Source organism: Microbacterium sp. dk485, from assembly GCF_004570445.1.
Lineage (GTDB): Bacteria > Actinomycetota > Actinomycetes > Actinomycetales > Microbacteriaceae > Microbacterium > Microbacterium wangchenii.
The window spans coordinates 1,224,382-1,248,497 of sequence record NZ_SPQW01000001.1; the positions used below are offsets into that span (position 1 = coordinate 1,224,382).

At 70.9% G+C, this 24,116-nt stretch carries 24 protein-coding genes; 9 read left to right on the forward strand and 15 right to left on the reverse strand.

Translation table 11 applies throughout. The features are described 5' to 3' along the window. Positions 1 to 67: 67 nt before the first annotated feature. Entirely contained in the window at positions 68 to 1,231 is a 1,164-nt protein-coding gene (locus E4V99_RS05690; protein WP_135062627.1) for an acyl-CoA dehydrogenase family protein, read from the reverse strand. A 169-nt stretch (positions 1,232 to 1,400) separates the two neighbouring features. Further along, the gene (locus E4V99_RS05695; protein WP_135062625.1) at positions 1,401 to 2,465 is read right to left on the reverse strand and encodes a M15 family metallopeptidase; all 1,065 of its coding nucleotides are present in this window, start codon (positions 2,463 to 2,465) and stop codon (positions 1,401 to 1,403) included. Between the two features lie 106 nt (positions 2,466 to 2,571). On the opposite strand from E4V99_RS05695, the gene E4V99_RS05700 reads away from it, so the two are divergent. After that, positions 2,572 to 3,681: an Rv2578c family radical SAM protein gene (locus tag E4V99_RS05700; protein WP_135062623.1), complete on the forward strand. Its 1,110-nt coding sequence runs from the start codon at positions 2,572 to 2,574 to the stop codon at positions 3,679 to 3,681. A gap of 176 nt (positions 3,682 to 3,857) precedes the next feature. Continuing rightward, positions 3,858 to 4,970 carry a beta-eliminating lyase-related protein gene (locus E4V99_RS05705; RefSeq protein WP_167758082.1) on the forward strand — a complete coding sequence of 371 codons (1,113 nt, stop codon included), beginning with the start codon at positions 3,858 to 3,860 and terminating at the stop codon, positions 4,968 to 4,970. Between the two features lie 95 nt (positions 4,971 to 5,065). On the opposite strand, the gene E4V99_RS05710 is transcribed toward E4V99_RS05705, so the two are convergent. The 7 genes from E4V99_RS05710 to E4V99_RS05740 all read right to left on the reverse strand — a co-directional run bounded on the left by E4V99_RS05710 (position 5,066) and on the right by E4V99_RS05740 (position 13,776). Beyond that, the gene (locus E4V99_RS05710; protein WP_135062619.1) at positions 5,066 to 7,315 is read right to left on the reverse strand and encodes a DEAD/DEAH box helicase; all 2,250 of its coding nucleotides are present in this window, start codon (positions 7,313 to 7,315) and stop codon (positions 5,066 to 5,068) included. 526 nt (positions 7,316 to 7,841) lie between these two features. Continuing rightward, complete coding sequence (locus E4V99_RS18600; protein ID WP_240742767.1) at positions 7,842 to 8,426, reverse strand: hypothetical protein; 585 nt, start codon at positions 8,424 to 8,426, stop codon at positions 7,842 to 7,844. Positions 8,427 to 8,454: 28 nt separating this feature from the next. Next, positions 8,455 to 11,703 carry an efflux RND transporter permease subunit gene (locus tag E4V99_RS05720; RefSeq protein ID WP_245233123.1) on the reverse strand — a complete coding sequence of 1,083 codons (3,249 nt, stop codon included), beginning with the start codon at positions 11,701 to 11,703 and terminating at the stop codon, positions 8,455 to 8,457. Positions 11,704 to 11,782: 79 nt separating this feature from the next. After that, a complete protein-coding gene (locus tag E4V99_RS05725) occupies positions 11,783 to 12,151 on the reverse strand; it encodes a CrcB family protein (protein WP_135062615.1) in 369 nt (122 codons plus the stop codon). Next, complete coding sequence (locus E4V99_RS05730) at positions 12,148 to 12,519, reverse strand: CrcB family protein (RefSeq protein ID WP_135062613.1); 372 nt, start codon at positions 12,517 to 12,519, stop codon at positions 12,148 to 12,150. The genes E4V99_RS05725 and E4V99_RS05730 overlap by 4 nt, the downstream gene beginning before the upstream one ends. 22 nt (positions 12,520 to 12,541) lie before the next feature. Next, positions 12,542 to 13,507 carry a DNA topoisomerase IB gene (locus E4V99_RS05735; RefSeq protein WP_135062611.1) on the reverse strand — a complete coding sequence of 322 codons (966 nt, stop codon included), beginning with the start codon at positions 13,505 to 13,507 and terminating at the stop codon, positions 12,542 to 12,544. Positions 13,508 to 13,509: 2 nt separating this feature from the next. Beyond that, positions 13,510 to 13,776 carry a Rho termination factor N-terminal domain-containing protein gene (locus E4V99_RS05740; RefSeq protein ID WP_135116648.1) on the reverse strand — a complete coding sequence of 89 codons (267 nt, stop codon included), beginning with the start codon at positions 13,774 to 13,776 and terminating at the stop codon, positions 13,510 to 13,512. A gap of 232 nt (positions 13,777 to 14,008) precedes the next feature. Here E4V99_RS05740 and E4V99_RS18430 point away from each other — a divergent pair, with 232 nt between their 5' ends. Then, positions 14,009 to 14,173: a DUF2207 domain-containing protein gene (locus tag E4V99_RS18430; RefSeq protein ID WP_147911271.1), complete on the forward strand. Its 165-nt coding sequence runs from the start codon at positions 14,009 to 14,011 to the stop codon at positions 14,171 to 14,173. A 117-nt stretch (positions 14,174 to 14,290) separates the two neighbouring features. Here E4V99_RS18430 and E4V99_RS05745 read toward each other — a convergent pair whose 3' ends face one another. Further along, positions 14,291 to 15,061, reverse strand: a complete 771-nt coding sequence (locus E4V99_RS05745; RefSeq protein ID WP_135062607.1) for a MerR family transcriptional regulator — start codon at positions 15,059 to 15,061, stop codon at positions 14,291 to 14,293. 163 nt (positions 15,062 to 15,224) lie between these two features. On the opposite strand from E4V99_RS05745, the gene E4V99_RS05750 reads away from it, so the two are divergent. Together E4V99_RS05750 and E4V99_RS05755 are read left to right on the forward strand one after the other, a co-directional pair. Continuing rightward, positions 15,225 to 16,076: a DUF4097 family beta strand repeat-containing protein gene (locus E4V99_RS05750; protein ID WP_135062605.1), complete on the forward strand. Its 852-nt coding sequence runs from the start codon at positions 15,225 to 15,227 to the stop codon at positions 16,074 to 16,076. Further along, complete coding sequence (locus E4V99_RS05755; protein WP_135062603.1) at positions 16,076 to 16,681, forward strand: helix-turn-helix transcriptional regulator; 606 nt, start codon at positions 16,076 to 16,078, stop codon at positions 16,679 to 16,681. Before E4V99_RS05750 ends, E4V99_RS05755 begins: the two co-directional genes overlap by 1 nt. Before the next feature lie 3 nt (positions 16,682 to 16,684). On the opposite strand, the gene E4V99_RS05760 is transcribed toward E4V99_RS05755, so the two are convergent. Beyond that, positions 16,685 to 17,278, reverse strand: coding sequence for a universal stress protein (locus E4V99_RS05760; protein WP_240742765.1), 594 nt, complete (start codon positions 17,276 to 17,278; stop codon positions 16,685 to 16,687). A gap of 98 nt (positions 17,279 to 17,376) precedes the next feature. Here E4V99_RS05760 and E4V99_RS05765 point away from each other — a divergent pair, with 98 nt between their 5' ends. Next, positions 17,377 to 17,553 carry a DUF3073 family protein gene (locus tag E4V99_RS05765; protein ID WP_135062601.1) on the forward strand — a complete coding sequence of 59 codons (177 nt, stop codon included), beginning with the start codon at positions 17,377 to 17,379 and terminating at the stop codon, positions 17,551 to 17,553. A gap of 86 nt (positions 17,554 to 17,639) precedes the next feature. Here the strand turns inward: E4V99_RS05765 and purF are convergent, their stop codons facing one another. Together purF and purM are read right to left on the reverse strand one after the other, a co-directional pair. Further along, positions 17,640 to 19,118 (reverse strand): amidophosphoribosyltransferase, encoded by a 1,479-nt coding sequence (gene purF, locus E4V99_RS05770; RefSeq protein ID WP_135062599.1) that lies wholly within the window; start codon positions 19,116 to 19,118, stop codon positions 17,640 to 17,642. A gap of 6 nt (positions 19,119 to 19,124) precedes the next feature. Beyond that, positions 19,125 to 20,273 (reverse strand): phosphoribosylformylglycinamidine cyclo-ligase, encoded by a 1,149-nt coding sequence (purM, locus tag E4V99_RS05775; RefSeq protein WP_135116649.1) that lies wholly within the window; start codon positions 20,271 to 20,273, stop codon positions 19,125 to 19,127. A gap of 136 nt (positions 20,274 to 20,409) precedes the next feature. On the opposite strand from purM, the gene E4V99_RS05780 reads away from it, so the two are divergent. Next, complete coding sequence (locus E4V99_RS05780; RefSeq protein ID WP_135062595.1) at positions 20,410 to 21,015, forward strand: zinc-binding alcohol dehydrogenase; 606 nt, start codon at positions 20,410 to 20,412, stop codon at positions 21,013 to 21,015. A 4-nt stretch (positions 21,016 to 21,019) separates the two neighbouring features. Here E4V99_RS05780 and E4V99_RS05785 read toward each other — a convergent pair whose 3' ends face one another. Further along, the gene (locus E4V99_RS05785) at positions 21,020 to 21,352 is read right to left on the reverse strand and encodes a potassium transporter Trk (RefSeq protein WP_135062593.1); all 333 of its coding nucleotides are present in this window, start codon (positions 21,350 to 21,352) and stop codon (positions 21,020 to 21,022) included. Between the two features lie 55 nt (positions 21,353 to 21,407). Next, on the reverse strand, positions 21,408 to 21,776 hold the full coding sequence (locus E4V99_RS05790; protein WP_135062591.1) for a sterol carrier family protein: 369 nt from the start codon (positions 21,774 to 21,776) through the stop codon (positions 21,408 to 21,410). A gap of 74 nt (positions 21,777 to 21,850) precedes the next feature. Here E4V99_RS05790 and purD point away from each other — a divergent pair, with 74 nt between their 5' ends. Further along, the gene (gene purD, locus E4V99_RS05795) at positions 21,851 to 23,122 is read left to right on the forward strand and encodes a phosphoribosylamine--glycine ligase (RefSeq protein ID WP_135116650.1); all 1,272 of its coding nucleotides are present in this window, start codon (positions 21,851 to 21,853) and stop codon (positions 23,120 to 23,122) included. A gap of 26 nt (positions 23,123 to 23,148) precedes the next feature. Further along, the gene (locus E4V99_RS05800) at positions 23,149 to 24,075 is read left to right on the forward strand and encodes a phosphoribosylaminoimidazolesuccinocarboxamide synthase (protein ID WP_245233124.1); all 927 of its coding nucleotides are present in this window, start codon (positions 23,149 to 23,151) and stop codon (positions 24,073 to 24,075) included. Positions 24,076 to 24,116 lie beyond the last annotated feature (41 nt).

Sequence of the window (24,116 nt, forward strand, 5' to 3'; positions counted from 1 at the left end):
CCCCCGGCGGCCGCCACAGCACCCCGGCCCGGCGTGTCTCCTGAATTCTGCGCGCTGACGGCTGGGCTCAGCGCCGCCCGGCGAGCTGGCGGCCGACGATCTCGCGCATGATCTCGTTCGTGCCGCCGTAGATGCGGTGCACGCGCGCGTCGAGGTAGGCCCGGGCGATGGGGTACTCCGTGATGTACCCGTAGCCGCCGTGCAGCTGCACGCACGTGTCGAGGACCTCGCCCTCGCGCTCGGTCGTCCAGAACTTGACCTTCGCGGCCTCCTCGGGCGTGAGCTTGCCCTCGCCGTACAGGGCGATCGCGCGATCGACGTACGCCCAGAGCACGTCGACGGTGGTCGCGACATCCGCGAGCCGGAACCGCGTGTTCTGGAAGTCGATGACGGGCGTGCCGAACGCCTCGCGGCTCTTGACGTACTCCAGCGTCCACGCGAGGCCGGCGTCCGCGGCCGCGGCGGCGGCGACACCGATCGAGAGGCGCTCGAGCGGCAGGTTGCGCATGAGCTGGATGAAGCCGTGCCCCTCCTCACCGCCGATGAGGTTCTCCTCGGGCACGAAGACGTCGCTGAAGGACAGCTCCGCGGTGTCGTGGCCCTGGAAGCCCATCTTGTGCAGCTTCTTGCCGTGCTCGAAGCCCGCCATGCCGTTCTCGATGAGCACCAGGCTGAACGCATCCGGGCGGTTGCCCTCGCCCGTCTTGACGAAGGTGACGACGAGGTCGGCGGTCTTGCCGCTGGAGATGAACGTCTTGGCGCCATTGACGAGGTATCCGCCGTCGACCTTCTTCGCCGTCGTGGTCACGCCGCGCAGGTCGCTGCCGGCGCCGGGCTCGGTCATCGCGAGGGCGCCGATCACCTCACCGGTCGCCATGCCGGGCAGCCACTTCTGCTTCTGCTGCGGCGTACCGAAGTGGGCGAGGTAGGGCACCGCGAGGTCGTCCTGGATGCCGAAGGCGCCGGCGAGCGAACCGGCACCGGCGCGGATGACCTCCTCCATCACGATCGTGCGGAAGCGGTAGTCCTGCAGCATCCCCGCGCCGCCGAACTCCTCCGGCACCGACAGGCCGATGAGGCCGGACTGGCCCGCCGCGAGCATCGTCTCGCGGTCGATCTCCCCTTCGGCGTCCCAGCGCTCGCGCGCCTGGTTGGAGACGTAGCGCTTGACGAATTCGCGCACCACGTCGCGGAACGCCTCGTGGTCTTCGTCGTAGATGTCGCGGTCCATGCCGACTCCCTCTCTGCTCCGAGTGGATGCTGTGGGCTCCGGCCGATCGACCGTGCTGCCCGAGCGATTCTAAGGGAGCGCTCCGCCGCGCCGGACGTCCGCTGTCGGAACCGCATCCCACCGACGGTGATACCCGGTGCCGCGTTGTGGGATGGCGCCAGATGCCGGCCTACTGCGCGTAGCCGGGGGCCGGAGGCAGGCCGAAGAACTCCTCGAGGGTGGTCCACCCGCCCTCGTGGTACGTGCGCGCGAGGTCGGGTCCGATGTACCGGAGGTGCCAGGGCTCGGGCATGTATCCGGTCACATCCGTCCGGCCCTCGACGTACCGCACGATCCAGCCGTACTCCCACGCGTGCTCGGCGATCCACCGCCCCTGTGGGGAGCCGGCGAGGTCGTCGATCGTCGCGCACGAGCCGTCGCACGGGACGACATCCGCCGTGAGGCCGGACTGGTGCTCGCTGAAGCCCGGCCGCGCGCTGACGAGGTCGGCGCCCTCCACGCCGCGGTCGGCGGCGTGCCCCCCGTAGGTGCTGCGCTGCGTCGCGTACGAGCGGTACGCGCTCTCCACGGCGATCTCGCCCGCACCGGCGCCGGCCGCCGCCTGGACGAGCGCGCTCAGGGCGGATGCCGCATCCTCTCGCAGCGCGGTGTCGGCGAGGGTGCGCACGCCCTCGGGCGCGCGCAGCGGGTTCGGCTCGACGTCGATGGGGACGTAGGGGCGCTGCTTGTTGATGACCACCCACACGCGGGCCGGATCGTCCAGCCGGATGCACGGCGCCGTCCCGGTCGCCACCGCGGAGCGGAACAGCTCGGGACCCCCGGCGGCCGCGATCGCCGCGGCGTCGTCGCCGGCTGCCACGGCGGCGGCGAGTGCGGGGTCCTCGCACAGCGTCCCACCTCCGGTCGTGCCGCCGGTCGGCGCGGGCGACATCACGGGCGTGGGAAGCCCTTCGGCCGGGATGGGCTGGATGAGCGCCTCCACCGTCTCCTGCGGGGCCGCGCTCGACGGCGCCGCCGCCGGTTCGGCCAGGGCCGGGGCGGTGAGGGCGGCGCCGGTCGCCGCGGCGGCGCCCGTTGCGAGCAGGAGGGCTCCGGAGAGCGCCACGACGACGCGCATCCCGGGTCGCCGGCGGCGTGCGTGCTGCGCAGGCGCCGTCACGCGGGTGCGGGCACTCCGCTGCGCGGCCTCGCGAAGCGCGCGGCGCGTCAGGGTGTGCGGGTCGGGTGCCGTCACGCTCCCATTGTCCCCCAGGCCGCCTCGCGCGTCAGCGCACGGCCGACGCTTCGAATCTCTGTGCGACCGTCTTGACAGAGATTCGTACGTCTGTTCCCATGGAACGATGAGGTGGCAAGGGCAGCAGCTGGGAGTCGACGACCCGTCCGCTCTCCCGGGCATGGAGCGGATGGACGGCCTCGTCCGCTCGGTCACGACACCGGAGTTCGCCGGCATGACCTTCCACGAAGTGCTGTGCAAGACGGCGCTGAACCGCGTGCCCGGCGCATCCGCCATGCCGTTCGACTGGACGGTGAATCCGTACCGCGGATGCAGCCACGCCTGCACGTACTGCTTCGCCCGCGGGACCCACGAGTACCTCGATCTGGACGCCGGCAGCGATTTCGACTCTCAGATCGTGGTCAAGGTCAACGTCGCCGACGTGCTGCGCACCGAGCTGCGGCGCGGCTCGTGGACGCGAGACCCGGTGATGCTCGGCACCAACACCGACCCGTACCAGCGCGCCGAGGGGCGCTATCGGATCATGCCGCAGATCGCATCGGCGCTGACCGAGTCGGGCACGCCGTTCTCGATCCTCACCAAAGGTTCGCTGCTGCGGCGCGATCTGCCGCTGCTCACGGATGCGGCGGCGTCGGTGCGCGTCTCGCTGGCCATGTCGATCGCGGTGTTCGACGATGTGCTGCAGAAGTCGATGGAACCGGGGACGCCGACCGCGCAGGCACGCCTGGACACCGTGAAGGCGGCCACCGAGGCGGGATTCCGGGTGACTGTCTTCCTCATGCCGGTCCTGCCCCATCTCACCGACTCGGTCGCGGCGCTCGACGACGCGCTGCGTCGCATCCGCGAAGCCGGAGCCGACCGCGTCGTATACGGCGCGCTGCATCTGCGCCCGGGCGTGAAACCGTGGTTCTTCGCATGGCTGGAGCGGGAGCATCCGGAGCTCGTCTCCTCGTACCGCGGCCTGTATCCCGGGGTCTCGTCGCAGGCACCGAAGGGGTACCGGAAGTGGCTCGCCACCCGGGTGCGGCCGTTGCTGCGGCTGCATCGCCTGGACGGGCGCGATGAGGACGACCATCCGCGCGGCCGGCCCGTGCCAGGCCTCGCCGATCGCGCCCTGCGCCCGGTCGAGGGCGATCCGGGCGCGTTGCGGGGCCTCGGGCCGGTGCAGGAGACGCGGCCGCGGGTCGCACCCGCCAGCGCGCCCACCCTTTTCTGACGACGCAGGCGCCGCGGGCGGTGCCCGCGATAAGCCCGCGAACGGCGAGACCGCACCCCACCGGCGAAACAACGACATCATGTCGCGGTCTCGTCGGTGCGATGCGGTCTCGCGGAGTCTGGTTCGCCTCCCGGCGGGGTTCCGTGGCCACCCCGCGCGGAGGACAATCGGCGAGCATGACCGACACCGCTTCGACGGACGACCGCCGCCGCATGTGGGACGCGAGTCGCCGTGCCCACCACCTGCTCTCCGGCGAGCGGCCCCTCACGATGACCGAGCAGCTCGAGCGCCTGACCGCGGGGAGCGCCGACCTGGACCGGCGCGGAGACGTCTACGGAGATGGCGTCATGCGCGAGCTGGAGGAGCGCATCGCCGCGATGCTCGGCATGCCGGATGCGCTGTGGCTGCCCACCGGCACGATGGCGCAGCAGATCGCCCTCCGCTGCTGGGCGGAGCGGGCCGGCACGACGCGGGTGGTGCTGCATCCGCGTCACCACACCCTGCTGAACGAGGAGGACGCGGTCACCGCGCTCGCGGCATTGACCCCCGTGTTCGCGACGGAGGAACCGCGCTACGCCACCGCCGAGGAGACGGGGGCGGCCGCGCGAGGTGCCGCGGCCGTCGTGTTCGAGGTGCCTTTCCAGGACCTCGGATACGAACTGCCGCCGTGGGCCGACTTCCGTGCCGCCGTCGGGGCGGCCCGCGCGGCCGACGCCGCCGTGCACCTCGACGGCGCGCGCCTGTGGGACGCCGCGGCGGTGTGGCGACGGGATACCGCCGAGGTCGCCGCACTCGCCGACTCGGTCTACCTCTCCCTGTACAAGGCGCCGGGAGCGATGTCGGGGGCCGCCCTGGCGGGCGACGCGGAGCTCATCGATCGCGCGCGCACGTGGCGGATCCGCTACGGCGGGCAACTCTTCTCGGCCTGGCCCGCGGTCGTCGGCGCGCTGCGCGGCCTCGATGAGCGCGTCTCGCGCGTACCGATGTGGACGGCCCACGCCGGTGTGATCGCCGGCGCTCTCGACGACGTCGGGATGCGGCCGCTCCCCTCCGCTCCCCGGCCCCGCGAGTTCTTCGTCCGCGCCGAGGCGAGCGCAGCCGACATGAACCGCGCGGTGCTGGAGGTCACAGAGACCACCGGATGGCGCTTCCTGCACGGATGGTGGGCGGAGGAGGGGGGCGGCGCGCTGGCGGAGATGACGACCGCCGATCCGGCGCTGGACTGGACGGCCGACGACGTCCGCCGCGTCGGCAGGCTCGTCGCCGACCGCGCAGGCGGCACACGATGAACCGGCGAACGGCGAGACCGCACCCCACCGGCGAAACCGCGACATGATGTCGCGGTCTCGTCGGTGCGATGCGGTCTCGCGGAGTGGGCCTCGCGTCAGGCGGGGACGTGGGCCGGGTCGGCGACCTCGGACACCTCGGACACCTCGGACACGTCGGCGACCTCGGATGCGTCGGACACCTCGGACGCGTCGGCGACGTCGGCGGTCGCGCCCAAGCGCAGCTGCTCGAGGAGGTCGTCGCCGGGGCGCACCTCGTCGAACGGCGCCTCGATCTCGGCGCGCTGCAGCATCTCGGTCATGCGGCGGCGGCGCTGACGCGGGATGAGCGTCACGACGGTGCCCGCGCGACCCGCGCGGCCGGTACGGCCTGAGCGGTGCAGGTACGTCTTGTACTCGTCGGGAGCGTCGGCCTGGATCACCAGGTCGATGTCGTCGACGTGGATGCCGCGGGCTGCCACATCCGTCGCCACGAGGACACTGACGCGTCCCGAGGTGAGCCGCTCCAGGTTGCGCGTGCGCTTGGCCTGGTTGAGGTCACCGTGCAGGGCGACGGCCGAGATTCCGGCGTCGTCGAACTGCTCGGCGAGCATCTCGGCGAAGGCGCGCGTGCGGGCGAAGACCAGCGTCTTGCCGTCGCGGTCCACCAGCGAGGTGAGGATCTCGGCCTTGTCACGGTGGTCGATGACGAGGATGCGGTGGTCGATGGTGCTCGACTCCTGCGTCTCGCCGGCGACCTCGTACACCGCAGGGTCCACGAGGAACTCGTCCACGAGCGCGGCGACCTCACGGTCCAGCGTCGCCGAGAACATCAGCTTCTGCGCGCCGTCCTGCACGAGGCGGAGGATGCGCTGCATCGGCTCGAGGAATCCGAGCTCGCTCATGTGATCGGCCTCATCCAGCACGACGATGCGCACGTCGGAGAGGTCGAGCTTGCCCTGGCGGATGAGGTCTTCGATACGGCCCGGGGTTCCGATGATGATGTCGACGCCCTTGCGGAGCGCGCCCACCTGACGGGCCTGCGGCACGCCACCGTAGATCTGCGTGGTGAACAGGCCCACACTGCGGGCGATGGGCTGCACGGTGCGATCGATCTGCAGTGCGAGCTCGCGCGTCGGAGCGAGGATGAGCGCCTGCGGCAGGCGACCGAAGGCACGCTTCTGACCGGCCTGCGCGCGCAGGAGGCTCTCCACGAGCGGGGCACCGAAGGCGATCGTCTTGCCCGAGCCGGTACGGCCGCGTGCGAGAACGTCGCGGCCCTCGAGGATCGGGGCGACGGTCGCCGCCTGGATCGGGAACGGCGTGGCCGCACCGAGGTCGGCGAGCGTGCGGACGATGTTGTCGCCCAGCCCGAGGCTCGTGAACGTCACATCCGACGTCTCCTGCGTCTGAACGGCCTCGGCCTGAAGCTTCTCGTGCACGACGTCGACGTGCTGCTCGTGCGCCTTCGAGGCCGTCTCCGACTTCCAATCGGACCGGTTCGGTCCGGCATCGCGGCGGGGGCGGTCGGAGAAGTCGCGACGCGGGCGGTCGTCGAAGGACCGCGCGGGGCGGTCATCCCGGCGGGGACGGTCATCGAACGAACGCGCCGGACGGTCGCCGTACGAACGGGCCGGACGGTCATCACGAGCCGGGCGGTCGCTGTACGACCGCGCCGGGCGGTCGTCGTACGAGCGGGCCGGACGGTCATCACGAGCGGGGCGGTCATCCCGGCGCGGACGGTCATCGAACGAGCGCGCCGGACGGTCGCCGTACGAACGCGCCGGACGGTCATCACGAGCCGGACGGTCATCCCGGCGCGGACGGTCATCGAACGAGCGCGCCGGACGGTCGCCGTACGAACGCGCCGGACGGTCATCCCGGGCCGGACGGTCATCCCGACGCGGACGGTCATCGAACGAACGCGCCGGACGGTCATCGAACGAGCGCGCCGGGCGGTCGCCGTACGAACGCGCCGGACGGTCATCCCGTGCCGCACGGTCATCCCGACGCGGACGGTCATCGAACGAGCGCGCCGGACGGTCGCCGTACGAACGCGCCGGGCGGTCATCGAACGAACGCGCCGGGCGCTCGTCGAAGGAGCGACGAGGACGGTCGGTGGACCGGATGGCGCGAGCCTCGTCGCGACCGGCACGCTCCTGTGCGGTCCAGCGGCGCTTCGGCTCGGCGGTGCCGGCCTCGGCGGGGCGGTGACCGCGGTGGTTCGGGCTCTTGCTGCCCGGTCGCGAGGCTGCGGGCCGCGCGTCATCGGTGCGGCGCTTGCGGTCCTGGAACGCGGGCTTGTCGCCGTAGCGCGGTTCGAAGTTCTGGGCGGGCCGGCCGCCGGCCGGCTTCTTGTTCTTGGGCATGGGGAATCTTCCTGGGTTGTATTCGCGCAAACAGCACGCGCCGTGCGCACGGCACGGCACAAACCCGGACATCCGTCGGCCGGGGCCATTAACTCTGATGATCGTCGGAGCGGATTCGCTCCTCCCATCGGCCCCTTGGACTCACAAACCCATCCGCGCGCAGCGCAGTGTCCAAAGCCGACGAGTCCACGTTAGTGCACGAGCCTGGGAACATGCCCCGCGCTCCGCTCACCGGCATGTGGCACCGCTCCCAGAAGACTTCGCCGAAGAAAAAGCCGCCACGCCGACGTAAATTCCCGGTGACAGGGGTGCTTTGGCCTACTTTCACATGCCCCTCGGGCGATAGCATGACCGAGACGGCATGCCGTCGCGCTGGGGGTTTAGTTAGTGGGCCGTCCGGCGTTCGTTGACCGACGGGCACATGGGGAGCGGGGAGCTCGGCGGGCAATGGGCGCCCTGTCCGTTTGGGTGGAGTTACCCGAGAATGAGTGCCGTCGTACCCGTCACCCGAACGATTCTCATCGTGTCACCACGCGCACTCGTCGCGCGTCTGACGTCGATGCAGCTGGCCTTCGGGGTGCTCGTCGTGCTCATCGGCGGCATCCTGCTGTCGGTGCTGACGACGACCGATCCGCTGTGGTGGCACCTGCACTTCAGCCAGCTGGGCACCTTCCACGACACCTCCGGCGCCCTCTTCAACGGCACCCTCGTGGTCGGCGGCACCCTCGTGGCGGTCTACGCGTACCGGGTACGCCGCGATCTCGTCCGCCTGGGCGCCCTCGTCGGCCGCCGGGGCTCGGGCTGGGCCGCCCAGGTGTTCCTCACCACGATCGGCGTCAATCTGGCGCTGGTGGGATGCGTTCCCCTCAACGTCAACCAGTCCGTCCACGACAATGTCGCTGCGGGAATGGTCCTGGGCTTCGCCGCGCTCCTGCTCACGTCGCCGGTGCTCCTGCACCGGATGCCGCGGCGCCTGCTGCTGACGACCCTCGCCATCTTCGGATGCCTGTTCGCCGGTGGATGGCTGTTCGTCGACGGCACCATCAACCTCGCTCTGTTCGAAGTGATCGCCTTCAGCGCGATGTTCGCCTGGTCGGGCGTCTTCACCCATTGCCTGGGCGAGCGGGCGAAGGCCCCGGTCAGCCGGCCGGCCGCCCCCGACGCAGTCCGCGCCGTGTCGCCGGAGCCGGTGCCGGCGCCTCCGATTCGCTCATGTGCGTCTGAGTCGCGGCCGTGGCGTCCGAGCCGGCTCGCGCTGCCCGTCGCTCGCGTCGGCGGCGCGCCCGCTCGCCCCTCCGGCCGGTATCGTCGGCCAGCCGCTCGGGCCGCCGCTCCCGCCAGCCCTCGACCAGGTTGTAAAGGGTCGGCAGGACCAGCAGCGTCAGCACGGTCGACGATACGAGTCCGCCGATCACGACGATCGCGAGCGGCTGGGAGATGAACCCGCCCTGCCCCGTGATCCCGAGAGCCATCGGAGTCAGAGCGAAGATCGTCGCCAGCGCCGTCATGAGGATGGGCCGCAACCGCCTGGATCCGCCCGCGATGGTCGCGTCGTGGGCGCTGAGCCCCTGCTCGCGGTACTGATTCACGAGGTCGACCAGCACGATGGCGTTGGTCACCACGATGCCGATCAGCATGAGCACGCCGATGAGCGACGCGACTCCCAGCGGCACACCCGTGGCCAGCTGCAGCAGGATCGCACCCGTGGCGGCGAACGGCACCGAGATCAGCAGCAGGAGCGGCTGACGCAGTGACTTGAAGGTCGCCACCATGACGATGTAGACGATGAGGATCGCCGCCAGCAGGGCGAGCCCCAGCTGCGAGAACGCGTTCGTCTGGTCGGCGAGCACCCCGCCGATCTCGGCGCGCGCGCCGCTGGGCAGGTCGGCCGCCGCCAGCGCGCGGGTGACCGTGGCGGATGCGGCGGTGAGGTCGTCCGTCGAGGGGGTCACGGTCACCGTGGCGGTGCGCAGACCTCGCTGGGTCGTGATCGAGGCGGGCCCCTCGCTCTCCCCCACGGTGGCGATGGCGTCCAGCCGGATCGGGCCCGCCGCCGTGGGGACCTCCAGAGCCCGGAGCTCCTCCAGTGTGGTGGGCGGGTCGGAGACGGCGAGGTACACCGTGAGCGAGGTGCCGTCGATCTCCACCGTGCCGACCTGACGGGGCTGTCCCGCCGCCGACACGAGCCCGCCGACGGCGACCTCCGAGAGCCCGCGCTCGGCGGCCGCATCCCGGTCGACCGCGACCGAGATGTAGGGCAGTGAGGCTGCGAGGTTGCTCGACACCTGCCCGACGCCGGCGCGCCCGTCCAGCTCCGCCACGACGGCGTCGGCGGCCTGCTGCAGCGCTTCCCCGTCGGGGGCGCTCACGTCGATCGCGATGTCGGTCGACCCGAATCCGCCGCCGGCGGCGGCGACGGTGACCGTTCCGACGTCCTCGAGGTCGGCGACGGCCGCCTGCACGCGTTCCCGCACGGCGACCTGGTCGGCGTCGGGGTCGGTGGTGACGGAGTACGTCACGCCGCTGCCGCCGCCGGAGAACGCATCCCGCAGCGCCGATCCGCTCGAGCCGATCGACACCTGCACCGTCTCGATGCCGTCGACCTCGGCGAGGGCCTCCTCCACGCGCAGCGCGGCGGCATCCTCTGCCTCCAGGCTCGGCGCCGGACCGATGCTCTGGGTGATCGTGAACGTGTTCTGACCGGAGTCGCCGAGGAAGTTGGTCTTCAGGAAGGGAGCGGCCGCGCCGGTGCCGGCCAGGACGAGCACGGCGAGCCCGAGGGTGGCCCACGAGTGCTTGAGCGTCCAGGTGAGCACCGGCAGGTAGGCCTTCTGCAGCCGGCTGGGGGGCGCCTCGGGCGATTCCGGGTCGATCGGACGACCCTCCGCGTCCACCAGCTGCTTCCCCGGCCGCAGGAACCAGTACGCCAGCACGGGCACGATCGTCAGGGCGACGAACAGCGACGCGGTCATCGCGATCGCGACCGTCAGGGCGAAGGGCCGGAACAGCTCGCCCGTGACATCGCCGACGAAGGCGATGGGCAGGAAGACGGCCACCGTCGTGATCGTGGACGCCGTGATCGCCGCGGCGACCTCCTTCACCGCCCGGATGATGGACCGCAGCTTGTCTGCGTCGCCGACGTAATGCCGCTTGATGTTCTCGATGACGACGATCGAGTCGTCCACGACGCGGCCGATGGCGATGGTGAGCGCACCGAGCGTCAGGATGTTGAGGGAGTACCCGAACGCCTGGATCCCGATGAAGGTGATCAGCACGCTCGTGGGGATCGAGATCGCGGTCACGATCGTCGAGCGCACCGACAGCAGGAACAGCAGGATCACGAGGACGGCGAACGCCAGACCCAGCAGCCCCTCTTCGGCGAGGGCCTCGATGGACTGCTGGATGTAGGGCGCCTGGTCGAACACGACTGTGAAGGACGCGCCCTCCAGCGATTCCTCCAGGTCGGGGAGGACGGCGAGCACGCCGCGGGAGACATCGACGGTGTTGGCCGCGGGGAGCTTGGTCACCGCGATCGTCAGCGCCGGCTCGCCGTCCACGCGGGAGACGCTGGAGACCGGATCGGTCTCCTCGGCCACGGTCGCGACGTCGCCGATCGTGGTGACTGCCGCGCCGAACTGGCCCGCCACGGTGGGGACGAGCGGAAGGGCGGCGACGTCCTCGACGGAGGTGAGCTTGGCGCCGGTCTGAACCGTGAGGCTCTGGCCGTTCTCGGTGATCTCGCCGCCGGGGAAGAGCACCCCGTTCTGGTCGAGGGCGTCGGTGATGGCCTGTTGGGAGAATCCGCGCTCGGCCAGACGGGCCTGGTCGGGGGTGATCGTCACCCGCTGCCCGAGTCCGCCGACGATCTGCGCCGCGTTGACGCCGTCGACGTCCTCGAGGTCGGGGATGACCGTGGCCTCCAGGGTCGCCTGAGCGTTCTCGGCGTCATCGAACCCGGTGACGGCGATCTGGATGACCGGGAAGTCGTCGATGCTCGCAGAGATCACGTTGGGTTCGACCGACTCCGGCAGCTCGCTGTTGATGCGGTTGACGGCCTGAGTGATCTTCTGCTCGGCGGTGGCCAGGTCGGTGCCGTACGTGAACGACGCCGAGATGATCGAGGCGTTGGTGGTGCTCGTCGCGCTCGTGGATTCCAGTCCCGGCACACCTTGAATGGCCGTCTCGATCGGAGTGGAGACGTCGTTCTCGACGACCTCGGGCGACGCCCCCGGGTAGGTGGTCACCACGGCGAGCTGCGGGAACTCGATCGAGGGGATCAGTTCCTGCTTGAGGTTCACCAGGGCGAGCCCGCCGAAGACCGCGGCCACGATCGTGATGAGGGCGATGAGCGCGCGGTTCTTGAGGCTCAGGACGGCGAGATTCGACACGGATGCCCTTCGGACGTGACGTGGGATGACCGACACCGATGCCGGGCCCTCAGTATCCCACGCGTCACCTGGGCACTTCTCAGGTGAGGAGAGCCCCGCACACCGCTCCCAGCAGCGCGCAGATCACCGAGCCGACGAACGTTGCGACGGCGTAGCCGACCGCCGCGCGCGGGCGACGCTCCTCGGCCAGCAGCACGGTGGATACGGCCACCGAACTGAAGGTGGTGTACCCGCCGAGAAGACCCGCGCCGAGCACCCAGAGACCCGTGGAGTCCACGATGCCCGCCGAGATCAGCCCGAGGGCGAACGCTCCGGAGAGGTTCACGACGAGGATCCCCCAGGGCACACGCGAACCGGCGAGCCGTTGCACGACCAGGTCGAGCAGGTAGCGCAGCCCCGCCCCGGCACCGCCGGCCAGCGCCACCGCGGCGAACAGGGACGGCGTCATCGCGGTGCCTTCCGCCGACGTGCGACCACGACGCCGGCCCACGCCGCCAGGGTGCCCGCGATCACGGTGGCGGCGCCCCACGCCAGACCGGCCGGATCGACCGACTCCACGGCGAGGGCGCTGTAGGTCGTGAAGCCGCCCAGGATGCCCGCGCCGAGGAAGTGCTGTGCGCCGGCCGGGGTCCGGGCCGGCCTGGACCGCGTGCCTCCGCCGAGCACGAGCCCGAGCAGGAAGGCTCCCGTGACGTTGACGACCGGCACGAGGGCGGGCCCCAGCCCCTCGCCGAAGGCAAGCGTGATGCCCAGCCGTGCGGCGGTGCCGATCACCCCGCCGAGGATCACGAGCGCGAGGTGGACCCACGAGAACACACCGACACCCTAGCCCGGTGCCTCACTCCCCGAGGATGAGGCGGCGGATCGCAGCGTCTCGGGAGCCGTCCAGGTCCATGAGCTGCCCGCGCCGGTAGAGCGTGAAGACGCGCGGATCGATGTAGCTGCCCCGCGCCACGGAGGGAGTGTTGCCCAGCTTCTCCGCCGTGGCGCGCACGGCGAGGAGCTCTGCGCGCTTGAGGTCCGTCTTGGTGTCGACGGTGCCGATGCGCGCGAGGGTCTCGGCCGCGAGGATGGTGCCGCGCAGGGTGCGGAAGTCCTTCGCGGTGAACGATCCACCGGTCAGTGCGCGCACGTACGCGTTCACGTCGCCCGGCGTCAGGGGCACGCGGCGCCGGCCGCGGACATACGCCAGCAGGTGCGCGCGGGGACGGCCCGCGGCCAGCTCCGACACGGCGCGGGCGAGGTCTTCGTCGTCCAGCTCCAGGAGGGCGCGCTTGCCGCTCTTGGCCGGGAACGACAAGGTGACGTGCGAGCCGTCGACCTCCGCATCCCGGCGCAGGAGCGTCGTGAGACCGCGACTGCCGTTGCTGGCGAAGTACCGCGCGGACCCCACCCGCGGGGCGACCTGATCGAGCAGCCGGAAGGCCACCGCCAGCACACGCTCACGGTCGAGCTCCTCGCGGCGGATCGACTGCGTGACCCGTCGCCGGGCACGCGGAAGGGCGGCGGCGAGTTCGAGCGCGCGCGCGTACTTGCCCTTGTCGCGCTTCTTCGACCACTCCGGGTGGTAGACGTACTGGCGCCGGCCGGCGTCGTCGGTGCCGACGGCCTGGATGTGACCGCGCGCCTCGCGGGAGATCCACACTTCACGCCACGCGGGCGGGATGACCAGTGCGTGTGCGCGTTCGGCGTCCTCCGAGGGAGCCGGACGGCCCCGGTGGTCGACGTAGCGGAATCCGCGCCCCGAGCGCACGCGACGGTACCCCGGGTCCTCGAAAGGCCGGACCCGGATGAGTCGTGCCACCCTCAGTGGTTTCGGAGCATGGAGATGAGCTCGGACTTCTTCTTGCCCGAGTAGCCGCTCAGGCCGAGTTCCTTGGCACGCTTGCGCAGTTCGGCCACGGTGCGGTCTTCGTAGTTCTCGGCGTTGGCCCCGCGGCTGCCCACCTTCGAGCGCCCCTGCGCCGCGGCGGCGTTGGAGATGCGTGCGGCCTTCTCCTTCGACGCGCCGTCCTTGCGCAGCTCCTCGTACATCTCGCGGTCCTTGAGGTTCGATCCACGTCCAGCGGGCATCGCGACTCCTTTCGACGGTCCGAAGGTACGAGGCCAGGAACGGGACTGACATGGGGTTGACAGGGAACGCCCCTTCCCTACGCGCGACGCGCGTGCTAGCACCCGGCTTCCGCGGTCGTCAACCCCTCGCATCCGCGGAGGTACACCGGGCATTGTGGATGAGCGCCGCACACGGCGCCCGACGCCCTGCCCTCCAGCGGGGCGTCGTCCTAGAGAAGGAGTAGACCTCGACATGAACATCGCCCTCCTCATCATCATCGTCGTCGCCATCGTGCTGGCCATCGTGGGCGGTCTGAACACCGCGCTCAACTGGCTGCTCTGGGTGGCACTGATCGTCGGCGTCATCGCGCTGATCGCATTCCTGTTCCGCGTCATCAGCGGACGCAAGAGCGTCTGACCCCCTGGATGGATCGGCGCTTCGGGTGCGCCGGATTCATCGCCTGCGCGATCTGATCGATCGCGACCACGGATGCCACGTCCTTCCCCCCAAGGGACGTGGCATCCGTTCTTTCCCTCACCAGGTCGTCTCGGCGTAGATCCTCAGCGCCGACCGCACGAACTCCGCCCCGGCCGTCCCGCCGGCACTCGTTGCGTAGGTCCGTGCGAAGCGGGGGTCGCCGACGTACATGTCGGCCAGTCCGAGGACATAGCCCGCCACATCGCCTCCGGGCTGCGCGGCCGGCGTACCCGGCACTTCCGTCAGCCAGGCGACGTGGCGCGCAGCCAGGTCCTGTGCGGCCTCACCGGCCGGATCGTCGCCGCGCTCGGCCGCGTCGATCCATTCGCGGATGAGAGCGGCCGTGCGCCGTGACCATTCCGATTTCTCCTCGGTCGATCGCGCACGCCACCACGCGTCCGAGCGCTCGTAGGCATCACTCCCCCAGCGCTGGACGACCTCCTCCCGGTGCTCCGTGTGATCGAATCCGTCGAACATCTCCTGTGCCATCAGGCGTCCACCTTCTCTTCTCTTCTCCAGGGTCTTCTCCACCGCGGCGATCTGCCGCGTCAGCCGTTCCTGCTCGCGGCGCAACCAGGCCAGATGCGTGGCGAGCGCCGACTCCTCCGAACCCTCCCGAGCCAGCACCTCGGCGATCTGGGCCAGGCCGAGTCCCAGTTCGCGCAGGAGGAGGATCCTCTGCAGCCGCACGAGTGCGTCCTCGTCGTAGTACCGGTACCCGTTGCCGCCGACGCGGGAGGGATGCAGCAGCCCGACGGCGCCGTAATGGCGCAGCGTGCGACTGGTCGTGCCGGTCAGCTGCGCGATCTGCTGAATGGACCATTCCATGTCCGTCCCCTTTCCCCTCCACGGTAGAAGTTGACGTCGCGTCAATGTCAAGCTCATCTCAGCGCCTTCGTCCCCTCAGCTCTTGACACAGACGCGATATATCGTGTTACTCTGCCCAGACGCGATATATCGCGATCCACCCTCTTCACCCTCAGGAGTTCTCATGACCCTCGAGAAGTGGCTCATCCACCCGGGCGAGACGCGCGTGATCGACATCGAGACCGTTCGTTCGCTCAAGGTCGGCCTGGTCGGCGGCCAGATCGACATCGTCGCCCACGACCAGCCGGGCGCCCGCATCGAAGTGCACGGCGTCACGGTGAAAGATCTGCGCATCGAGATCACCGACGACAGCCTCGAGATCGATCATCCTCAGCTGCGGTGGGACAACTTCCTGGAGGTGTTCCGCAACTTCGGAGCGGGCGGCCCGCGCGCGGAGATCAGTGTCGCGGTCCCCCGTGACATCGCCCTCACCCTCGGAGTCGTCAGCGCGAGCGCCCTGCTGTCGGGGCTGCACACCGACGCGCGGCTCAACACCGTCTCGGGCGACATCATCGTCGACGGCCTGACGGGCGATCTCAGCGTGAACGCCGTCTCCGGCGACGTGCAGGTGCGCCAGCTGCAGGGTGCCCTCAGCGCCAACAGCGTCTCGGGTGACATCGCGGCGACCGGCAGCGTGTCGAAGGCGTCGATCGACACCGTCTCGGGAGCCATGCTGGTGGACTCGCGCGGCACGGTCCACTCCATCGGCGTGAACACGGTCAGCGGCAACGCCACCATCCGCCTGGACGACGATCTTCCCGCCAACTACGCCGTGCGCAGCGTGAGTGGCCGCATCCTCATCGACGGTCAGACCCGCTCCGGGTCGGGACCGACCAACTACACCGGGTCCACCGGCGAACTCAGCGGTTCCTTCGTCGACGTGCGCGCCCACTCCGTCTCCGGGAACGTCACCGTCCTGCGCCGCGGATCATCCGGTGTGCGCCAGTCCGACCTCGAGGCCGAGGAGGAGTGGTGATGGCCGCCGTCTTCTCGCACGGCGACCTGCGCCTGTACCTCCTGAGCCTTCTGGACGAGTCGCCGCGCCACGGGTACGACCTCATGCAGGCGCTGTCCGATCGCACCGGCGGCACGTACACGCCCTCCGCCGGCACCGTCTACCCCCGCCTGGCGAAGCTGGAGGAGGAGGGGCTCGTGACCAAGACGGTCGAGGGACGCAAGACGGTGTACGAGATCACCGATGCGGGCCGGGCCGAGGTCGCCGCCCGCGCGGGCGAGCTCGACGGGATTCAGGCGGGACTGGCCGACAGCGTGCGCCTGATCGCCGACGAGGTGCGCGGCAGCGTCCGCGAGGCGATGCGGAGCCTTCGCGCCGACCTCGCCGCCGCGGCCAAGGAGGAGCGCCGCAGCGCGCCGGCCACCCCCGCCGACGACGTCCGCACGCGCAGCCGGGAACAGCTGCACCGCGCGGACGCGATCGTCAACGGCTTCCGCGCCCGCGTGCGCGCCGACCTGCGCACGCACGTCGCCCGCGGCGGAGAACTGAGCTCCGCAGTCATCGACGAACTGGAGACGGCGCTCGATGACGCATCCGGCGCGATCGTCCGCGCCATTCGGGGCTGAGGGTCAGCTCCAGACGATGTCCTGATCGTCGGGCACCGGATCGCCCAGCGGGATCACGAGCAGCGGCCGGTGCTGACGGTGACTCAGCCGCGCCGCCACCGAGCCGGTGAAGAACTCCCGCAGCGAGTCGCCGAAGCCGCGCTTGCGGGTGCCGACGACCAGCAGCTTGGCGTCGATGCGCTCGGCCAGGTGCTTGATGGCGAGGGCCGGATCGCCGACCAGCTGATGCACGCTCCACGGCACAGGGCACTCGGCCAGGGCCGCTTCGGCGGCCGCGCGCACCTCGTTGAGCTCGACCTCGCCTCCACCGACGTCGAGATCGATGGGCGCGGAGTGCACGAAGCCGTCGGGGTCTTCGAACGTGACGAAGCGGGTGACATCCACGTGCGCGATCACCAGTGGCGCCGACAGCAGCCGCGCATAACGCGCGGCTTCGATGATGACCCGGGGGGATTGCCCGGGAACGGCGCCGACGATCACCGCACCGTGTGGAGCATCCGCGGCGGCGGCGGCTCGTTGCTCCGGACTGCCGGCTGCTTCGTCGACCATCTGCATCCCCTCGCGTCCGGCCGCCGCGCAGAGAGGGCGGAAGGCCACCGTGATATCCTGAATGCTACTCTTACCGGTTTCTATCCGGATCCGTGAATGCGTCGGGCCGCGAACAGCCCGCGTTGTCGAACATGAGGGGGTCTCGCATGGGGCGTGGCCGTCAAAAGGCGAAGCACACCAAAATCGCCCGGGAGCTGAAGTACGACACGTACTCGGTGAACCTCGCCGCCCTCGAGCGAGAGCTCGGTCACAACGGCGAGGACGAATACGTCGACAAGTGGGCCGACGAGCACGAGGACAAGCTCGAAGGCGAAAAGGCCTGACACCCCACTGAGGGGCAGGCCCGTCAGCGAAGACGGTCGGCTGCAGCGGTGCTGCGGCCGACCGTTTCGCTGTGCGCGCGGCGCGGTCAGGACTGCTGGCTGCCCTCGACCCACGCGAGGTACTCGGGGGTGACGGTGCCCGTGACGTACCGGCCGTCGAAGCAGCTCATGTCGAGGTCTTCGACGTCGGATCCCTCGAGGATCGCCGCCTTGAGGTCTTCGACCTCCTGGTAGACCAGGTAGTCGCAGCCGAGCTCCTCGGCGATCTCGGGCACCGTGCGGCCGTGGGCGACGAGCTCCTGGCGTGAGGGCATGTTGATGCCGTACACGTGGGGATAGCGCACCGGCGGGGCCGCCGAAGCGAACGTCACCGTCTTGGCTCCCGCATCCCGCGCCATCTGGATGATCTCGCGGCTCGTGGTCCCGCGCACGATCGAGTCGTCGATGAGCAGGACGTTCTTGCCCTTGAACTCGCTGGACATCGCGTTGAGCTTCTGGCGCACGCTCTTCTTGCGCACCGCCTGCCCGGGCATGATGAAGGTGCGGCCGACGTACCGGTTCTTGTAGAAGCCCTCGCGGTACTCCAGCCCGAGCTTGCGGGCGACCTGCATCGCCGCCGGCCGCGAGGAGTCGGGGATCGGCATCACGACGTCGATGGTTCCCGGCGGGGTGTACTTCGCGATGGTGTCGGCGAGCCGCTCCCCCATCCGCAGCCGTGCCTCGTACACCGAGATGCCGTTCATGATCGAGTCCGGTCGCGCGAGGTACACGTACTCGAAGGAGCAGGGCTTCAGCACGGGGGCGGACGCGACCTGTCGCGTGTGCAGGGTGCCGTCGAGCGTGACGAAGACGGCCTCGCCGGGCATCACGTCGCGGACCACCTCGAAACCGGCGTTCTCCAGCACGAGCGACTCGGAGGCGACGACCCACTCGTACCCGGCGGTGCCTGAGCCGGTCGGCGAGGCGACGGGACGGGTCCCCAGGATGAGGGGCCGGATGCCGAAGGGGTCGCGGAAGGCGAGGAGCCCGTGCCCGGCGATCAGGGCGATGGCCGCGTACGATCCCTCGACCCGCTCGTGTACGCGCGCGACCGCGCGGAACACCTGGTCGGGATCGAGGTCGGGCTCGGTGATCTCGGACTGCAGCTCTGACCCGAGGATGTTCACCAGCAGCTCGGTGTCGGACGTGGTGTTCAGGTGCCGGCGGTCTTTGTGGAAGAGCTGATCGGTGAGCTCGCGCGTGTTGGTGAGGTTGCCGTTGTGCACCAGGACGATGCCGTACGGAGCGTTCACGTAGAACGGCTGCGCCTCCTCCTCGCTGGAGGCGGTGCCCTTCGTGGCGTACCGGACGTGGCCGAGGCCGATCTCACCCAGGAGCGTGCGCATGTCACGCGTGCGGAAGGCCTCGCGCACCATGCCGCGCTGCTTGTTGATGTGGAAGACGCCGTTCGCCTCCGCGGTGGCGATCCCGGTGGAATCCTGCCCACGGTGCTGCAGCAGCAGCAGGGCGTCGTAGATCTCCTGATTGACCGGGCCGCGCCCGACCATGCCGACGATGCCGCACATGGGGTGTTATTCCGCTCCGTTCCCGGGTGACCCGGTGCTGCCGGCGGGGGTGCCGCCGCTGTCCGCGTACGCGCCGACGAGGCGCACCGCGCCGCCGTCGACGCCCTTGGCGCCCTGCTCGAAGTCGCCGTCCGGGCGCTGCCCGTCGCGGACGACACCCACCTGCCACGTCGCGATGCCGTCGGCGGCGAGGGCGGCGGCCGCCGCATCCGCGTGCTCGGCGGCGACGACGACGAGGAAGCCCACGCCGAGGTTCCACGTGGACTCGGTGGCGGCCAGCGGCATGTCGCCGAGGTCGGCGAGGACGCGGAAGACGGGCGGCGGCGACCACGTGGCGCGATCGACGTCGACCCACGTTCCCCGCGGCAGCACGCGGGCCAGGTTGGCCGCGATGCCTCCGCCGGTGACGTGGCTCAGCGCGTGCACGCCGGCGTCGCCGGAGAGCAGCCGCAGGAGCGGGGCCGTGTACAGGCGCGTGGGCTCGAGGAGCACCTCACCCCACGTCGTGCCGAAGTCGGCGGCGTGATCGCCGTAGCCGATGCCGCGGCCGGCGACGATGTGCCGGACGAGGGAATAGCCGTTGGAGTGCAATCCGCTGGAGGCCAGGGCCAGCACGACGTCGCCGGCGGCGACGCGCTCGGCCCCGAGCACCTTGTCGGCCTCGACGACGCCGGTCGCCGCACCCGCGACGTCGTAGTCGTCCGGTCCGAGCAGGCCGGGGTGCTCGGCCGTCTCGCCGCCCACGAGCGCTGTCCCGGTTTCGGAGCATCCGCGGGCGATGCCCGCCACGATCGCCGCGATGCGCTCGGGCACGACCTTGCCGCACGCGATGTAGTCGGTGAGGAAGAGGGGCTTCGCCCCCACCACGACGATGTCGTCGACGACCATGCCGACCAGATCGATGCCGATGGTGTCGTGCTTGTCGACGGCCTGCGCGATGGCCACTTTGGTGCCCACGCCGTCGGTGCTGGTGGCCAGCAGCGGCTTCGTGTACGCCCGCAGCGCCGTCGCGTCGAACAGCCCGGCGAATCCGCCTACGCCGCCGAGGACCTCCGGCCCGTGGGTGCGGCGTACCGCCGACTTCATCAGCTCGACCGCTCGGTCACCCGCCGCGGTGTCGACGCCGGCTTCGGTGTAGGGGTTGTGGGACGCCACGCCCTCAGCCTAGCGGCGCTCCCGGAGGCCTCGGCGCCGCGTGCGGGCGTTCGGCGAGCGGGGCGGGTGCGGCGCGGCCGGAATGATGCGCGCAAGGGGAGGAAAGGGGTGCGGAGAGGCTCCTATGATGGGCGGCATGCGGGACGGGAACGGTCCGGAGTGGGTGATCCGCGAGGACGCGGGTCAGCCGGTGCTCGTCGCGCTCTACCTGCGACAGGCCCTGGGGATCCGCTCCCCCGACGAGCTCCCCCACCTCCGCGGGGCGCCCCCGCGGATCGAGCACAACCGGCCCGACGACCTCCAGGCGCTGCTGGAGCGCCAGTGGCGCGCGTACTGGGCGATGACGGTCGAACCGCAGGCGCATCCGTCCCCCGAACCGCTCGACCTGGTCGACGGATTCGACACGCTCGTCGCGCTGCCTTCGTCCGCGGGCGCGCTGCGCAATGCGATCATGCCGTACTCCGAGTCGGCGGTCGGGTTCGCCCGAACCGCACATGAGCGCTACCGCGTCAACGCCAAGCCGGGTGTGTCGTACCGGGCGTACGCGAGCGCCATCGCCGAGCACGAACGTCAGGTGGGCCGGCGCGCGCACTCGTTCGAGCTGAACGTGCAGGTGCTTCCGCTGTCCCAGCGTGGCGTGTGGTGGATCGGATCGCTGACGGTGGCGGTGACCGACGGTCTGCGCGGCGATGTCGTCGCCTTCGACGCGGCCATCCACCCGATCATCGCCGAGCTGGCCTGAGGGCTCAGCCGGGCCGGTTCACCGACTCGTGGTCGACGCGCACGTCGCGCGTGCGCTTGCCCACGACACGGTCGAGGATCAACGCCATCGCGCCGGCGAGGGCGATCCCCACGGGCACGCAGATGAGGGTGATGAACCCGAACACCTGCAGGCTCGAGTACTGCATGCCCGAGTTCGGGCTCACCATCGAGGTGCCGTCGAAGGCGAAGGTGAGGATCATCGCCACCAGCAGGCCGAGCGCCGCCCCCAGGGCGAGGAACACGCCGTACTTGGGAGCGCGGCGCACGCGCACCGTCTCGATGTCGTCCCGCACGGACGGCGGCTGCTGATCGGACATGCCTCTATTGTCGCACCGCGGTCGGCGGCCGGCTCGTGCCCACCGGCTGGATCCGTCAGGGACGCAGCGGCAGAAGCTCGGTCAGGTTGGCCCGGACGCCGGAGGCGGCGATGCGGCCCGAGTCCGCCGCATCCGCCCACGACTCCCCGCCGGTGGCGAGGGCGATCCACGTCTGCGGGTCGGTCTCCACCACGTTCGGGGGTGTGCCGCGCGTGTGGCGCGGACCCTCGATCACCTGGACGGCACCGAAGGGCGGCACGCGCACCTCGACGGTCTGGCCCGGCGCCTTCTCGGCCAGCAGCTGCAGCAGGTAGCGGACGGCGGTGGCCAGGTCGGTGCGGGCCGGCGCCGCACCGGCCGTGCGGGCCTCGGAGACGGCGGCCAGTGCACGACGGCCCTCGGCCGTGTCGATCCTTCGCGGCATTACTCCACGCTACGCCGCCACCGCAGTGGCGCGCGGCCACGGGCGGGCGGGTGCGGGCTGGGTAGGCTGGGCGCGTGCGAATCCTCGTCCTCGGCTCCGGTGCCCGCGAGCACGCCCTCATCCTCGCCCTGCGGTCCGAAGACGCCGATCACGCGATCTTCGCCGCTCCCGGCAACGCCGGCATCGCCGCCGACGCCCACCTCGTGGCCCTGGACCCGAGCGATCCGGTCGCGGTCACGGAGTTCGCCGGCACCGAGAGCATCGGCCTCGTCATCGTCGGACCCGAGGCGCCGCTCATCGCCGGCGTCGCCGACGCCCTGCGCACCCGCGGCATCCCGGTGTTCGGCCCCGGCAAGGCGGCCGCGCAGCTGGAGGGCTCCAAGGCTTTCGCGAAGCGCGTGATAGATGCCGCGGGCGTCCCCACCGGCCGCGCGATCCGTGCCCACACCCTCGCGGAGGTCGCCGACGCCCTCGACGAGCTCGGAGCTCCGCACGTGGTCAAGGCCGACGGGCTCGCCGCCGGCAAGGGCGTGCTCGTCACCGACGACCGCGCCGCCGCGCTCGCCCACGCCGAGACGTATCTGACCGGCGCCCCGGTGCTCGTGGAGGAGTTCCTCTCCGGCCCGGAGGTGTCGCTGTTCTTCCTCAGCGACGGCGACAGCGTGCTGCCGCTCAGCCCGGCGCAGGACTACAAGCGCCTGCGCGACGGCGATGCCGGCCCCAACACGGGCGGCATGGGGGCGTACTCGCCGCTGCCATGGCTCTCCGAGCGCTTCGGCGGCGAGGAGGAGTTCGTCGACCTCGTCACCCGCGACATCGCCCGTCCCGTCATCCGGCAGCTGGATGAGGAGGGCACGCCGTTCATCGGGCTCCTCTACGCCGGCCTCATCCTCACCGACGAGGGCGTCAAGGTCATCGAGTTCAATGCGCGCTTCGGCGACCCCGAGACGCAGGTCGTGCTGCCGCGGCTGGTGGATCCGCTCTCCGAGCTGCTGCTGGCCGCAGCATCCGGTCATCTCGAGGACCGTCCGCGCCCCGCCTTCGCCGAGGCGACCGCCGTGACCGTCGTCCTCGCGAGCGAGGGGTACCCGGAGGCGCCGGTCACGGGCCGGACGCTGAGCGGCCTGGAGGAGGCCGGCGCCGTCGACGGCGTGCACCTGGCCCACGCCGCCACCGTGCGCGACGGTGCCTACCTGGTCGCCTCGGGCGGGCGCGTGCTCAGCGTCGTCGGCCTGGGCACGACGTTCCACGAGGCGCGCACCCGCGCGTACGACGCCATCGGCCGCATCGGCCTGGAGGGCGCCCAGTACCGCACCGACATCGCCGACCGCGTCCTCGAGACCTGACGCCGGGCACCGGGATAATGGGCCGGGTGACCCACACCCTGGAACTTCCCGGCTGGACCCATGTGTACTCCGGCAAGGTGCGCGACCTGTACGTGCCGCAGGGCACATCCGAGGGTTCCCGGCCGACGCGCATGCTCGTCGTGGCGAGCGACCGCGTGAGCGCGTTCGACCACGTCCTCTCCCCCGGAATCCCCGGCAAGGGCACGATCCTCACCACCCTGAGCCTGTGGTGGTTCGACCGCCTGGCCGGCGGCGACGGAGGCCGCCGCATCCCGAACCACCTCATCCCCGACCACGTGCTCGTGGGCGACGCGGCGCTCGAGCTCATCCCGGAGCAGGTCGCCGGCCGCGCGATGGTGGTCGCCGCCCTGGACATGCAGCCGATCGAATGCGTCGTGCGCGGGTACCTCACCGGGTCGGGATGGGCCGAGTACCGCGAATCGGGGACGGTGTGCGGCATCCCGCTGCCCGAGGGCCTCGGCGACGGCGACCGGCTTCCCGAGCCGCTGTACACCCCGGCCTTCAAGGCGCCGATGGGCGAGCACGACGAGAACATCTCCTACGAACGCAGTGTCGAACTGGTCGGCGCCGACACCGCGGCTGAGCTGCGCGACCTGTCGCTGGAGATCTACCGCCGCGCCGCCGCGACCGCCGAGGAGCGCGGCCTCATCCTCGCCGACACGAAGTTCGAGTTCGGGCGCAATTCCGCCGGTGCCCTCGTGCTCGCCGACGAGGTGCTCACCCCCGACTCGTCGCGATACTGGGATGCCGCCGCATGGCGGACCGGCGCCACCCCCGCCGAGCGGATGGCGAGCTTCGACAAGCAGATCGTGCGGGACTGGCTTGCGGAGCACTGGGACCGTCAGGGCGAGCCGCCGGCACTCCCCGACGGCATCGTGCAGCGCACGCAGGCCCGGTACGCAGAGCTGCTGCAGCGGCTCACCGGCCACTGAGATCCGGCGCGGGGCGACCGACGGCGGACGCGGCGTAACCG

Bases quoted from the DNA above. Each gene is read 5' to 3' on its own strand.
- E4V99_RS05690 (WP_135062627.1), bottom strand. From the start codon at position 1,231: ATGGACCGCGACATCTACGACGAAGACCACGAGGCGTTCCGCGACGTG.
- E4V99_RS05700 (WP_135062623.1), top strand. From the start codon at position 2,572: ATGAGGTGGCAAGGGCAGCAGCTGGGAGTCGACGACCCGTCCGCTCTC.
- E4V99_RS05705 (WP_167758082.1), top strand. From the start codon at position 3,858: ATGACCGACACCGCTTCGACGGACGACCGCCGCCGCATGTGGGACGCG.
- E4V99_RS05710 (WP_135062619.1), bottom strand. From the start codon at position 7,315: ATGCCCAAGAACAAGAAGCCGGCCGGCGGCCGGCCCGCCCAGAACTTC.
- E4V99_RS18600 (WP_240742767.1), bottom strand. From the start codon at position 8,426: ATGGGTGAAGACGCCCGACCAGGCGAACATCGCGCTGAAGGCGATCAC.
- E4V99_RS05725 (WP_135062615.1), bottom strand. From the start codon at position 12,151: ATGACGCCGTCCCTGTTCGCCGCGGTGGCGCTGGCCGGCGGTGCCGGG.
- E4V99_RS05740 (WP_135116648.1), bottom strand. From the start codon at position 13,776: ATGCCCGCTGGACGTGGATCGAACCTCAAGGACCGCGAGATGTACGAG.
- E4V99_RS18430 (WP_147911271.1), top strand. From the start codon at position 14,009: ATGAACATCGCCCTCCTCATCATCATCGTCGTCGCCATCGTGCTGGCC.
- E4V99_RS05745 (WP_135062607.1), bottom strand. From the start codon at position 15,061: ATGGAATGGTCCATTCAGCAGATCGCGCAGCTGACCGGCACGACCAGT.
- E4V99_RS05750 (WP_135062605.1), top strand. From the start codon at position 15,225: ATGACCCTCGAGAAGTGGCTCATCCACCCGGGCGAGACGCGCGTGATC.
- E4V99_RS05755 (WP_135062603.1), top strand. From the start codon at position 16,076: ATGGCCGCCGTCTTCTCGCACGGCGACCTGCGCCTGTACCTCCTGAGC.
- E4V99_RS05765 (WP_135062601.1), top strand. From the start codon at position 17,377: ATGGGGCGTGGCCGTCAAAAGGCGAAGCACACCAAAATCGCCCGGGAG.
- purF (WP_135062599.1), bottom strand. From the start codon at position 19,118: ATGTGCGGCATCGTCGGCATGGTCGGGCGCGGCCCGGTCAATCAGGAG.
- E4V99_RS05780 (WP_135062595.1), top strand. From the start codon at position 20,410: ATGCGGGACGGGAACGGTCCGGAGTGGGTGATCCGCGAGGACGCGGGT.
- E4V99_RS05785 (WP_135062593.1), bottom strand. From the start codon at position 21,352: ATGTCCGATCAGCAGCCGCCGTCCGTGCGGGACGACATCGAGACGGTG.
- E4V99_RS05790 (WP_135062591.1), bottom strand. From the start codon at position 21,776: ATGCCGCGAAGGATCGACACGGCCGAGGGCCGTCGTGCACTGGCCGCC.